This window comes from Mesorhizobium huakuii, assembly GCF_014189455.1.
GTDB classification, from domain to species: Bacteria; Pseudomonadota; Alphaproteobacteria; order Rhizobiales; family Rhizobiaceae; genus Mesorhizobium; species Mesorhizobium huakuii_A.
On the sequence record NZ_CP050296.1, the window covers coordinates 6112748 to 6125789 of the forward strand.

General features: G+C 61.8%; 12 protein-coding genes and 2 pseudogenes. All 14 read left to right on the forward strand.

The genetic code is table 11. The annotated features are described in order from the left end of the window. Window positions 1-85 precede the first annotated feature (85 nt). Window positions 86-976: a VOC family protein gene (locus HB778_RS29680; RefSeq protein ID WP_183459050.1), complete on the forward strand. Its 891-nt coding sequence runs from the start codon at window positions 86-88 to the stop codon at window positions 974-976. After that, window positions 973-1833: a 3-deoxy-8-phosphooctulonate synthase gene (gene kdsA / locus HB778_RS29685; protein ID WP_183459052.1), complete on the forward strand. Its 861-nt coding sequence runs from the start codon at window positions 973-975 to the stop codon at window positions 1831-1833. Before HB778_RS29680 ends, kdsA begins: the two co-directional genes overlap by 4 nt. Before the next feature lie 86 nt (window positions 1834-1919). Continuing rightward, window positions 1920-2123, forward strand: a complete 204-nt coding sequence (locus HB778_RS29690) for a dodecin family protein (RefSeq protein WP_183459054.1) — start codon at window positions 1920-1922, stop codon at window positions 2121-2123. 83 nt (window positions 2124-2206) lie between these two features. After that, window positions 2207-2572, forward strand: coding sequence for a PRC-barrel domain-containing protein (locus HB778_RS29695; protein WP_095203373.1), 366 nt, complete (start codon window positions 2207-2209; stop codon window positions 2570-2572). A 383-nt stretch (window positions 2573-2955) separates the two neighbouring features. Next, window positions 2956-4230: a phosphopyruvate hydratase gene (eno, locus tag HB778_RS29700; protein WP_095203324.1), complete on the forward strand. Its 1275-nt coding sequence runs from the start codon at window positions 2956-2958 to the stop codon at window positions 4228-4230. Window positions 4231-4387: 157 nt separating this feature from the next. Then, entirely contained in the window at window positions 4388-4711 is a 324-nt protein-coding gene (locus tag HB778_RS29705) for an FtsB family cell division protein (protein WP_044550389.1), read from the forward strand. 193 nt (window positions 4712-4904) lie between these two features. Next, window positions 4905-5942, forward strand: coding sequence for a pyruvate dehydrogenase (acetyl-transferring) E1 component subunit alpha (pdhA, locus tag HB778_RS29710; RefSeq protein WP_183459055.1), 1038 nt, complete (start codon window positions 4905-4907; stop codon window positions 5940-5942). Window positions 5943-5957: 15 nt separating this feature from the next. Beyond that, on the forward strand, window positions 5958-7343 hold the full coding sequence (locus HB778_RS29715) for a pyruvate dehydrogenase complex E1 component subunit beta (RefSeq protein WP_183459057.1): 1386 nt from the start codon (window positions 5958-5960) through the stop codon (window positions 7341-7343). 331 nt (window positions 7344-7674) lie between these two features. Beyond that, window positions 7675-9047 (forward strand): annotated as a pseudogene (locus HB778_RS29720) (pyruvate dehydrogenase complex dihydrolipoamide acetyltransferase). Window positions 9048-9061: 14 nt separating this feature from the next. Continuing rightward, window positions 9062-9484 carry a hypothetical protein gene (locus HB778_RS29725; protein WP_095203330.1) on the forward strand — a complete coding sequence of 141 codons (423 nt, stop codon included), beginning with the start codon at window positions 9062-9064 and terminating at the stop codon, window positions 9482-9484. After that, window positions 9481-10117, forward strand: a pseudogene (locus HB778_RS29730) (SGNH/GDSL hydrolase family protein). Before HB778_RS29725 ends, HB778_RS29730 begins: the two are co-directional and overlap by 4 nt. 15 nt (window positions 10118-10132) lie before the next feature. Next, window positions 10133-11581: a dihydrolipoyl dehydrogenase gene (gene lpdA, locus HB778_RS29735; protein WP_183459059.1), complete on the forward strand. Its 1449-nt coding sequence runs from the start codon at window positions 10133-10135 to the stop codon at window positions 11579-11581. A gap of 99 nt (window positions 11582-11680) precedes the next feature. Next, on the forward strand, window positions 11681-11938 hold the full coding sequence (locus HB778_RS29740; RefSeq protein WP_019858028.1) for a GlsB/YeaQ/YmgE family stress response membrane protein: 258 nt from the start codon (window positions 11681-11683) through the stop codon (window positions 11936-11938). A gap of 137 nt (window positions 11939-12075) precedes the next feature. Further along, window positions 12076-13041, forward strand: a complete 966-nt coding sequence (lipA, locus tag HB778_RS29745) for a lipoyl synthase (RefSeq protein ID WP_183459061.1) — start codon at window positions 12076-12078, stop codon at window positions 13039-13041. Window position 13042 lies beyond the last annotated feature (1 nt).

Below are 13042 nucleotides of genomic sequence, written 5' to 3' on the forward strand. Positions count from 1 at the left end.
CGGTTCTGGATCTCGACAAGTCCCCGGCGGTCGCCGACCGGAAACGGCCTTGAACCGCGCTTCGGAATGATGCAAACCGCGCCCGATGACCGACAGACCAACCACCGGCACGCATCCGCTTGACCATCTCGTTCTGCCGACCGGTAGCCTCGAGGTCGCGCGAGCCCGGCTCACTTCGCTGGGCTTCGTCGTTGCGCCGACCGGTATCCATCCCTTTGGTACGGAAAACTGCTGCGTGTTCCTCGCCGACGGCACCTATCTGGAGCCGCTCGCGATCGGCAGCGAGCAGGCGGCGATCGAGGCCGCCGCCGCAGGCAACGTCTTTGTCGCGCGCGACCGTGCCTATCGCGAAAGCCGCGGCGATGAGGGATTTTCCGCGGTGGTTCTAGGGACCGGCAATGCCGATGCCGATCATGTGCGCTACGTCGAAGCCGGCCTGTCGGGGGGAGACACGCTGAGCTTTTCACGCGCTTTCACCGATACATCGGGCAAAAGCGACGTGGCGTCATTCAAACTGGCCTTTGCCGCGGCCAGTGGCACAACCGATGCGTTCCTGTTTGCCTGCCAGCGGATCAATGCGCCCAAGGTGGACCGCGCGGCCCTGCAGGCCCACGCCAACGGCGCCAGCGGGATCCTCGAGGTGGTGGCGGTCAGCGACCAGCCTGCCGAACAGATCAGCCTCATCTCCGTTGCGGTGAACGATCCTGCCGCCGACGGCGATGGCGGTGCGTTTCTCCTGCCCAATGCAACCTTGAGCGTGCTTGACCCCAAATTCTTCACCGCCCGCTTTGGCATTCCGGCCGGGTCATCGACGAAACTTCGCTTCGCGGCGATCGTCTTTGCCGTCCGAAGCACTGATGTTACGTCGCGGCTGCTTGCAGCCAATTCCATCCAGCACGATATAGCCGGCAGTGGTATTGTCGTGCGGCCGGCAACCGGACAGGGCGCGGCTTTCATCTTCCGGGAGATCCAATGAGCAAGCCCCAAGCGTCCAATTCGATGACGCCCAATTCGTCGGTGACCGTCGGCAATGTCGTCTTCGACAACAACGCGGCTTTGGCGCTGATCGCCGGCCCGTGCCAGTTCGAATCGCGCCAGCATGCCTTCGACATGGCCGGCGCGCTGAAGGAACTGACAGCCAAGCTCGGCATCGGCCTCGTCTACAAGACCAGCTACGACAAGGCCAACCGCACCTCGCTGTCGGCAACGCGCGGCGCCGGCATGGACGCCGCACTTCCGGTCTTCGACGAACTGCGCAAGGAATTTTCGCTTCCCGTGCTGACCGATGTCCACACCGAGGAGCAGTGCGCGATCGTCGCGCCGCATGTCGATGTCCTGCAGATTCCAGCCTTCCTGTCGCGTCAGACCGACATGCTGGTTGCCGCCGCGAAAACGGGCAAAGTGATCAACGTGAAGAAAGGGCAGTTCCTCGCCCCTTGGGATATGAAGAACGTGGTCGCCAAGATCACCGGTTCCGGCAACGCCAACGTCTTGACCACCGAGCGCGGCGCGTCCTTCGGCTACAACACGCTGGTGTCGGATATGCGCGCACTGCCTGTCATGGCCGAGATCGGCGCTCCAGTGATCTTCGACGCCACGCATTCGGTCCAGCAGCCCGGCGGGCAGGGCGGCTCGTCTGGCGGCGAGCGCCGCTTTGTCGAAACGCTGGCTCGCGCGGCCGTCGCCGTCGGCGTCGCCGGCGTCTTCATCGAGACCCACCAGGATCCCGACAATTCGACCTCCTCCGACGGCCCGAACATGCTGCCGCTGAAGGACATGCCGGCGCTTCTCGAAAGGCTAATGGCCTTCGACCGGATAGCGAAGGGCCGCTGAGCCGACGCGTCCTGCCGGTGCTTGTGGTCAGGAGGGGCCGGTTGTACGCTTGGCCGGCAAATGAGCGTCCTGGCAGGAGGAAAGCCATGTCCGTCGCCCGCGTCACCGAAATCACCTCATCGTCGAAGAAGAGTTTTCAAGACGCCATCGAGAAGGGAATCGCCCGCGCATCGGAAACCCTGAAGAACGTCGAAGGCGCCTGGATCCAGGATCAGAAGATCGTCGTCGAGGACGGCAAGATCGCTGCCTATCGCGTCAACATGAAGGTGACTTTCATCCTCGCGGAGTGATCGGCCGCCGCCGAAAAAGTCGGGAACTTTCGCCCGCGCCCCTCATTGTCAAAGCAGAGTTCAACGACAACGAGGAGCAGATCATGACAACCCAGACAGGTCACACCGAAGCCATTGCCGCTTCGCGCGTCATCGGCACGTCGGTCTACAACACCGAAGGCAAGAGCATCGGCAGCATCGAGGACATCATGCTCGACAAGACGTCGAATGGCATCATGTTCGCGGTGATCGGCTTTGGCGGCTTTCTCGGCATCGGCGAGAAGTACCACGCCGTTCCCTGGGCCAGCCTCGACTATGATGAGGACAAGGGCGGCTATGTCGTGCCGTTCTCCAAGGATCAGTTGAAGGCGGCGCCTGCTTATTCGATCAACGAACTGGCCGGAGCGGATGGCGAGACGGCGCGCGACGCGTCCTATGAGTATTACAAGGTCACGCCCTACTGGCATTGACGCAACCGCAGTTAAAAGGGCCTCGTTTCGACGAGGCCCTTTTGATTCAACGCCAACGCTTACTCGCTGGTGCTCAACGCCGGCAAAGGCGCGAAAGCCCTCGGTGGCGATTGCTTGGTGTCGCACGACGTCAGAAATGCCGCCGCGATCAGGAACAAACTCACGATACCGCTCCACTCGGACATGGCGAAACTCCTCCTGTTTCGCCCCGCGCGACAACAGCCATAACCCGGAATTGATGTCCGGGCGCATGACTTATGATGACAGAAATTTGCGCTTCGTGAATCGGGCGGGCGGCACTATTCGGCCATGGCCGGATTGCCTTTGCGTCGCTTTGGCTAAGACGGGCGCGACCTTTCGTCAGATCAATCGGGGACATCGCAATGACCGCCATCATCGACATTGTCGGACGTGAAATCCTGGACAGCCGTGGAAACCCGACCGTCGAGGTCGATGTCGTACTCGAAGACGGCTCGATGGGCCGCGCCGCGGTGCCCTCGGGCGCCTCGACCGGCGCCCACGAAGCCGTCGAGCTTCGCGATGGCGGCGCCCGCTATCTCGGCAAGGGTGTGCTGAAGGCCGTCGAGGCGGTCAATGGCGAGCTGTTCGAGGCGATCGGCGGCATGGAAGCCGAAAATCAGATCCATATCGACCAGACCATGATCGAGCTCGACGCCACGCCCAACAAGAGCCGGCTCGGCGCCAATGCCATTCTCGGCGTTTCGCTGGCGGTGGCCAAGGCCGCTGCCGACGCTGCCGGCCTGCCGCTCTATCGCTATGTCGGCGGCACCAAGGCGCACATCCTGCCGGTGCCGATGATGAACATCATCAATGGCGGCGCCCATGCCGACAATCCGATCGACTTCCAGGAATTCATGATCCTGCCGGTCGGCGCGCCGACGCTGCGCGAAGCCGTGCGCTGGGGTTCGGAAATCTTCCACACGCTGCGCAAGAAGCTGAAGGATGCCGGCCACAACACCAATGTCGGCGACGAAGGCGGCTTCGCCCCGAACTTGAAGAGCGCGCCGGTGGCGCTCGATTTCATCATGGAATCGATCGAGAAGGCCGGCTTCAAGCCGGGCGAGGAGATCGCGCTCGGCCTCGATTGCGCCGCGACCGAGTTCTTCAAGGACGGGAATTACGTTTATGAGGGCGAGAAGAAGACGCGCGATCCCAAGGCCCAGGCCAAGTATCTCGCCAAGCTCGCCGCCGATTATCCGATCATCTCGATCGAGGACGGCCTAGCCGAGGACGACTGGGAAGGCTGGAAATACCTGACCGACCTGATCGGCAAGAAGACGCAGCTGGTCGGCGACGATCTGTTCGTCACCAACACAGCGCGCCTGCGCGACGGCATCCGCATGGGTGTCGCCAACTCTATCCTGGTCAAGGTCAACCAGATCGGCTCGCTGACGGAAACGCTCGACGCCGTCGAGACCGCGCACAAAGCCGGCTACACTGCCGTCATGTCGCACCGCTCGGGAGAGACCGAGGATTCGACCATCGCCGATCTCGCCGTCGCCACCAATTGCGGACAGATCAAGACCGGTTCGCTGTCGCGCTCCGACCGCATGGCCAAGTACAATCAGCTGATCCGCATCGAGGAAGAGCTCGGCAAGCAGGCGCGTTACGCCGGCAAGTCGGTGATCAAGGGCTGATCGGGAAACACTGAACTTAGATACTGTGGAGGGCGGGATCATTCCCGCCCTTTTTCATTTCGCTGATCGCCGGGCGGATCTCCGTAACCGTCCGTTAAGCACAATCAGGCGAAAAAGGTTCCGGGTCGTTTGAGTTTGCGGCCATGGGGAATCGGTTATGTGGACGCGTCAGCACAAGCAGAGAAACACCGGTCGGCTGATCATCCCTTCGCTTTGCGTGGTGTTCCTGGCCTATTTCGGCTTCCATGCCTATCACGGCGAATTCGGCATCAATTCCAAATATCAGCTGGAAGCTCAGACGGTTGCGCTGCAGGCCCAGCTCGATGCCATCAAGGCGCGCCGGATGGAGCTCGAACGCCGCGTTCGGCTCATGCATGACGGCACGCTGGAGAAGGACATGCTCGACGAGCAGGCGCGCCGGGCGCTCAATCTCTCCCAGGCTGACGAAATCACCATCATGTTGCCGGCCTCGTCGAAATAACTGAATCCCAGTTAATCGACAATATTTTCAATGATTTTAATCGCTTAGGCGCATGCCAGCTATGCAAATTCGTCATGGCGCAACGCCCTGACGCGTGTTAGCCTTGCATAAATCGGTGGGGAGAGCTGATCTTCCCAGGGCAGGTTTCATCCTGCCCTAATGTCCGCAAAGAGACGCCAACAGGGAGTGATGCATGGCCACCGCAGCCAGAAAAGCGCCTGCCAAATCGAAATCCGACGGCAAATCAGGGCTTTCGACCCCCAAGCCCACTGAATTCACCAAGGATGAAGAGCTTGCCGCCTACCGGCACATGCTGCTCATCCGCCGCTTCGAGGAAAAGGCCGGCCAGCTCTACGGCATGGGTTTCATCGGCGGCTTCTGCCATCTCTATATAGGCCAGGAAGCTGTCGTCACCGGCATGAAGATGGCGCTGATCGACGGCGACCAGATGATCACCGCCTATCGAGACCACGGCCACATGCTGGCGATGGAGCTTTCGCCGCGCGGCGTCATGGCCGAGCTGACCGGGCGCCGTGGCGGCCTGTCCAGGGGCAAGGGCGGCTCCATGCACATGTTCTCCAAGGAGAAACATTTTTACGGCGGCCACGGCATTGTCGGCGCGCAGGTGTCGCTCGGCACCGGTCTCGCCTTCGCCAACCGCTACCGCGACAACAACAATGTCTCGCTGACCTATTTCGGCGACGGCGCCGCCAACCAGGGCCAGGTCTATGAAAGCTTCAACATGGCCTCGCTGTGGAAGCTGCCGGTGATCTACATCATCGAGAACAACCGCTACGCCATGGGCACCTCGGTCTCGCGCTCTTCCGCCGAGACCGACTTCTCGCACCGTGGCGCCTCCTTCAAGATCCCCGGCATCCAGGTCGACGGCATGGACGTGCGCGCCGTCAAGGCGGCCGGCGATCTTGCGACCGAATGGTGCCGCGCCGGCAACGGGCCGCTGATCCTCGAAATGCAGACCTATCGCTATCGCGGTCACTCCATGTCCGACCCGGCGAAATACCGCTCGAAGGAAGAAGTACAGAAGATGCGCTCGGAGCATGATCCGATCGAGCAGGTCAAGGCGCGGTTGATCGAGAAGAAGTGGGCGACCGAGGACGAGCTGAAGACCGTCGACAAGGAGGTTCGCGACATTGTCGCCGACGCCGCCGAATTCGCCCAGAACGATGCAGAGCCGGATCCGTCCGAGCTCTGGACCGATATCGTATTGTAAGGGGAGGGCCAGGACATGCCGATCGAAATTCTCATGCCCGCTCTCTCGCCGACCATGGAAGAAGGCAATCTTTCCAAGTGGTTGAAGAACGAGGGCGACAAGGTCGTCGCCGGTGACGTCATCGCCGAGATCGAAACCGACAAGGCGACGATGGAAGTCGAAGCCGTCGACGAAGGCACGCTTGCCAAGATCGTGGTTCCCGCCGGCACCGAAGGCGTCAAGGTCAACGCGGTGATCGCCGTGCTCGCGGTTGAAGGCGAAGACACCGACAAGGCCGGCGAAGGTATCGGCGAAGAGCCTGCCAGGCCTGAAACGGCTGCACCGGCACCAGTTGCGGCCAAGAGCGAGGCCGCGGCACCGGTCGCGGCGGCACCGAAGACCGAGATCGCCGCTGATCCGGATATCCCTGCCGGTACGGAAATGGTCTCGACCACGGTGCGCGAAGCGTTGCGCGATGCCATGGCCGAGGAAATGCGCCGCGACGGCGATGTCTTCGTCATGGGCGAGGAGGTCGCCGAATATCAGGGCGCCTACAAGATCACCCAAGGCCTGCTGCAGGAATTCGGACCGCGGCGCGTCGTCGACACGCCGATCACCGAGCATGGCTTTGCCGGCGTCGGCGTCGGTGCGGCCATGGCCGGACTGAAGCCGATCGTCGAATTCATGACCTTCAACTTCGCCATGCAGGCTATCGACCAGATCATCAACTCGGCCGCCAAGACGCTTTATATGTCCGGCGGCCAGATGGGCGCGCCGATCGTGTTCCGCGGGCCGAACGGTGCCGCGGCCCGTGTCGCCGCCCAGCATTCGCAATGCTATGCCGCCTGGTACAGCCACATTCCGGGCCTGAAGGTGGTGATGCCGTATACGGCCGCCGACGCCAAGGGCTTGCTGAAGGCCGCCATCCGTGATCCGAACCCGATCATCTTCCTCGAGAACGAAATCCTCTACGGCCAGTCCTTCGACGTGCCGAAGCTGGATGATTTCGTGCTGCCGATCGGCAAGGCGCGCATCCACAAGCAAGGCAAGGACGTCACCATCGTTTCGTTCGGCATCGGCATGACCTATGCGGTCAAGGCGGAAGCGGAACTGCGCGGCCTGGGCATCGATGCCGAGATCATCGATTTGCGCACCATCCGCCCGCTCGATCTCGACACCATCATTGCCTCGGTCAAGAAGACCAACCGGCTGGTCGTGGTCGAAGAAGGCTTCCCGCAGAGTTCGGTCGGCGACCATATCGCCAACCAGGTCTCGCAGCGCGCTTTCGATTTCCTCGACGCGCCGGTCATCACCATTGCCGGCAAGGACGTGCCGATGCCTTATGCGGCAAACCTCGAAAAGCTGGCATTGCCGAATGTCGGCGAGGTCATCGAGGCGGTTAAGGCAGTCACATATCGCTAACAGGCTTTTTGTGGGGGAGCAGAAATGGCCACGATGGCAGATGTCAGAGGAATCGCTTGGTCGCTGTATTGGCGGAGCTTTCTGTCCAGCATCGCGTGTGGGTTTTTGGCTGGGGCGGTTTTTGGGTTCGCCGTTGGATTGACTGGCGCGATTTTCGGAGTTCGCCTCGAAGTGATTCGATCAATGAGCACCGTTGGTGGAGCGTGCCTCGGTCTCGCGGCCTCATTCCTCTGTCTGAATTTTTCTTGGCAAGGTCGATTGGCAAGGAATTCGGAGGCAAACGTCTGGAACTTGCCGTGGTTAGGCCGGCTGGCCTGTAGGGAGAGTAACTATGCCAATCAACATCACCATGCCGGCGCTCTCGCCCACGATGGAAGAGGGCAATCTGTCAAAGTGGCTGGTCAAGGAAGGCGATAAGGTTTCGCCGGGCGATGTCATCGCCGAGATCGAGACCGATAAGGCGACGATGGAAGTCGAAGCCGTCGACGAGGGCACGGTCGCCAAGCTCGTCGTTCCGGCCGGCACCGAAGGCGTCAAGGTCAATGCGCTGATTGCCGTGCTTGCTGCTGAAGGCGAGGACGCAGGCGCCGCCGCGAAAAGCGGTGGCGGTGCTGCACCAGCGAAGGCCGAAGCGCCGAAGGCGGATGCCAAGGCCGAAGCACCAAAGGCCGAGGCGCCAAAGGTCGAACCTGCCGCCCCCGCGCCCAAGGCTGAGGCGGTGCCGGCTGCCAATGGCCACGCTGCTGGCGAGCGCACCTTCGCATCGCCGCTCGCACGCCGCATCGCCAAGGAGGCCGGCGTCGATGTGTCGGCCGTGACCGGCACCGGCCCGCATGGCCGCGTGGTGAAGGCCGACGTCGATGCGGCGATTGCCGGTGGCGGTGCCAAGGCGGCGCCCGCGCCAAGGCTCCGGCCGGCGCGCCGGCTGCTGCTTCCGCCTCTGCGGTGAAAGCGATGTCGGACGATCAGGTGCTGAAGCTGTTCGAGCAAGGTTCCTACGACCTCGTTCCGCACGACAATATGCGCAAGACCATTGCGCGGCGCTTGGTCGAAGCAAAATCCACCATCCCGCATTTCTACCTAACGCTCGACTGCGAACTCGATGCGCTTTTGGCACTGCGCACGCAGATCAATGCCGCCGCCCCGATGAAGAAGACCGACAAGGGCGAGGCTCCCGCCTACAAGCTGTCGGTCAACGATATGGTCATCAAGGCGATGGCCATGGCGCTGAAGGCGGTGCCGGATGCCAATGCTTCGTGGACCGAAAGCGCCATGGTCAAGCACAAGCATGCCGATGTCGGCGTTGCCGTGTCGATCCCCGGCGGTCTCATCACGCCGATCATTCGGCATGCGGATGAAAAGACGCTGTCCACCATCTCCAACGAGATGAAGGATCTGGCCAGCCGCGCCCGCAGCCGCAAGCTGAAGCCGGAAGAGTATCAAGGCGGCACGACAGCCGTCTCCAATCTCGGCATGTTCGGCATCAAAGACTTCGCCGCGGTCATCAACCCGCCGCATGCGACGATCCTGGCGGTCGGCGCGGGCGAGGAGCGGGCGGTGGTCAAGAATGGCGAGATCAAGATCGCCACCGTGATGTCGGTGACGCTGTCGACCGACCATCGCGCTGTCGACGGCGCGCTCGGCGCCGAGCTGCTGGTCGCCTTCAAGCGGCTGATCGAAAACCCGATGGGCATGCTGGTCTAGGAAAGGAAAAGGCGGTGCGGAAATTCTTCACCAGCCTTTTTGCCTTCATCCTTTCCGGTTTTGTCGGCGGCCTGGTCGCGCAGCAACTGGCCGTCGCTACCGGTGCCGAGGAAGAATACATCATCGTCTTCATGTTCTCGGTGCTGGTGACGTGTGTCGTCACCTTCGTCTTCTTCGTGGCGCAGTTGATGAATGATCCGGTCGCGGCCGTGGCCAGGACGGGCAAGTGGACGCTGATTGTGTTTGTGGTGTTGCTCGTCCTGTTGATCGCGCTGATCCTCTACAGCGATAGCAGCGCCGCGGTGGTGAAGAACGACATTCCAATGGTAACCGGCCTTGGTCTGCCGGGCCTGGTGACCATCATTTTGCAATGGTTGTTCGTGCGCTGGCGCGTGAGACGCGGTTTGATCAAGGCACAAATGGGTGTGGGTGCATGAAGACAGTTCTTTGCTACGGCGACTCGCTGACCTGGGGCCACAACCCGGAGACTTTGGGTCGACATGACTATGAAGACCAGTGGCCAACCGCGCTGGCGACAGCGCTCGGACCGGGCTTCCGCGTCATTGCCGAGGGACTGGGTGGTCGCACCACGGCCTATGACGACTTCCTGTCGGCCGCGGACCGAAACGGCGCGCGGGTATTGCCGACGATCCTGAGCACGCATTCGCCGATCGATCTGATCGTCATCATGCTTGGCTCGAACGACATGAAGCCGTCGATTCACGGCAGCGCGGTGATTGCGTCCTATGGCATGCGGCGCCTCGTCGAGATCGTGCGGGGGCACGCCTATCCGTTCGGCGGCACCACCCCCGGGATTATTCTGGTTGCGCCGCCGCATATCGTGGAGACCCGCAAGGCGGACTACGCAGAAATGTTGGGGACCGGCGCAATCGAGTCGCCCAAGCTCGCCGGCTTCTATCAAACCGCCGCCGACGAGATGGGCTGCGGCTTTTGATGCCGCGAGCGCCGCCAAATGTACACCGCTCGACGGCGTTCATCTCGACGCCGAAAACACGCGCAGCATCGGCACCGCATTGGCGCCTGTCGTGCGCGGCATGCTGGAACAGTGAATAAGGAGAAAATCCGTGGCTGAGAACTACGACGTCATCATCATCGGCTCCGGCCCCGGCGGCTACGTCACGGCGGTGCGTTCCGCCCAGCTCGGCTTCAAGACGGCGATCGTCGAGCGCGAGCATCTCGGCGGCATCTGCCTCAACTGGGGCTGCATCCCGACCAAGGCGCTGCTGCGTTCGGCCGAGATCATGCACTATTCCGATCACTTGAAGGATTACGGGCTGAAGCTCGAAGGTGGCAAGATCAGTGCCGACACAGCGGCCGTGGTCGACCGTTCGCGCAAAGTTTCGCTGCGGCTCAATGGCGGCGTTGCCTTCCTGATGAAGAAGAACAAGGTAGACGTCATCTGGGGCGAAGCCAAGCTCTCCAAGCCCGGTGAAATCGTCGTGTCCAAGACGGCCAAGAAGCCGATGGAGCCGCAGCCGCCGGTGCCGAAGGGCGTCAAAGGCGAGGGCACCTACACCGCCAAGCACATCATCCTGGCGACCGGCGCCCGCCCGCGCGCGCTGCTCGGCATCGAGCCGGACGGCAAGCTGATCTGGACCTATTTCGAGGCCATGGTGCCTAAGGAGATGCCGAAGTCGCTGCTGGTGATGGGCTCAGGCGCCATCGGCATCGAATTCGCCTCCTTCTACCGCACCATGGGCGCCGACGTGACGGTTGTCGAACTGCTGCCGGCGGTGATGCCGGTCGAGGATGCCGAGGTCTCGAAATTCGCGCAAAAGCAGTTCGAGAAGCAAGGCATGAAGATCATTCTCGAAGCCAAGGTGACCAAGGTCGAGAAGGGTGTCAACTCGGTCACCGCGCATGTCGAGATGAAGGACGGCAAGGTCGAGAAGATCACCGCCGACCGCATGATCTCGGCTGTCGGCGTGCAGGGCAATATCGAGGGCCTCGGGCTTGAAGCGCTCGGCGTGAAGACCGACCGTGGCTGCGTCGTCGTCGACGGTTACGGCAAGACCAATGTGCCGGGCATCTACGCCATCGGCGATGTCGCCGGCCCGCCCATGCTTGCCCACAAGGCCGAGCATGAGGGCGTCGTATGCGTGGAGAAGATCGCGAATTTCCCCGGCGTGCACGCCATCGACAAGCTCAAGATACCCGGCTGCACCTACTGCAATCCGCAGGTCGCTTCCGTCGGCCTGACGGAAGCCAAGGCCAAGGCCGAAGGCAAGGATATCCGTGTCGGCCGCTTCCAGTTCGCCGCCAACGGCAAGGCGATCGCGCTTGGCGAGGACCAGGGTTTCATCAAGACCATCTTCGACAAGAAGACCGGTCAGCTGTTGGGCGCCCATATGGTTGGTGCCGAGGTGACCGAACTGATCCAGGGCTTTGTCGTGGCGATGAACCTCGAGACGACCGAGGAAGAGCTGATGCACACCATCTTCCCGCATCCGACGCTGTCGGAGATGATGAAGGAAAGCGTGCTCGACGCCTATGGCCGCGCCTTGAACGCATGATAGATTCGCCGCGAGAGACTCAGCCGCGAAAGCCGCAGGAGTTCGACGGCAAGGCAGTTCGTTTCCGGATGCATTTTTACGCGCGCAAGGAGAAGGCATATGCACTTGAACGGCGTGGGCTGGATCGCAGCCATCATCATCGGCGGCCTGGCAGGCTGGTTCGCCGAAATGGTCATGAAGAGCAACACCGGCATTTTCATGAACATTATCATGGGCATCGTTGGTGCGGTCGTGTTGAACGCCATCCTGCAGGCGCTCAATTTCGGCCCATTCGGCGTCGGCTGGACCGCCTATCTGATCACCGGTTTCATCGGTGCCTGCCTGCTTATCTGGGTCGGTCGTCTGGTGCGCCGCTAGTCGATATCGTTGCCGGCTATGCGAAAACGGTTGTAGCGGCATGCGCCGCTGCAGCCTTTTTCTTTGTGATGAAAAGTCCTAGATGACGTAAACGTGACGATCGCCGACGGGCGGTCGCAGGAAAAGCCAGGGTTCAGATGGTCACCGTCCTCGACACGATCGCCAACGCACCGCGGCTGCGGCACCCCGAGAAGGCGCACAAGCCCGACCAGGAGGTGCTGCGCAAACCGGATTGGATCCGCGTCAAGGCGCCTGTCTCCAAGGGCTATGCCGAGACACGCGAGATCGTGAAATCGCACAAGCTGGTGACCGTCTGCGAAGAGGCCGGCTGCCCTAACATCGGCGAATGCTGGGAAAAGAAGCACGCCACCTTCATGATCATGGGCGAGATCTGCACGCGCGCCTGCGCCTTCTGCAATGTCGCCACCGGCATTCCGACCGCGCTCGATGCCGATGAGCCGGCGCGCGTCGCCCATGCCGTCAAGCAGATGGGACTCAGCCACGTCGTCATCACCTCGGTCGACCGCGACGATCTCGCCGATGGCGGCGCGCAGCACTTCGCCGATGTCATCCGCGCCATCAGGGCGGCGACGCCTTCAACGACGATCGAGATCCTGACGCCCGATTTCTTGCGCAAGGACGGCGCACTCGAGATCGTCGTGGCGGCCAAGCCCGACGTCTTCAACCACAATCTCGAAACCGTGCCGTCGAACTATCTGACGGTTCGGCCTGGCGCCCGCTACTTCCACTCGATCCGGCTGTTGCAGCGGGTCAAGGAACTCGATCCGTCGATCTTCACCAAGTCCGGCATCATGGTCGGCCTGGGCGAGGAGCGGAATGAAATCCTGCAGCTGATGGACGATTTGCGTTCGGCCAATGTCGACTTCATGACCATCGGCCAATATCTGCAGCCGTCGAAGAAGCACCATCCGGTGATCCGCTTCGTCACTCCCGAAGAGTTCAAGTCCTTCGAGACGATCGGCCGGACCAAGGGTTTCCTGCTGGTGGCATCGAGCCCGCTGACGCGCTCATCGCACCATGCCGGCGACGATTTCGCCCGGCTGCGCGCGGCGCGGGAAGCGCAGCTTAGAAAAACCATCTGAC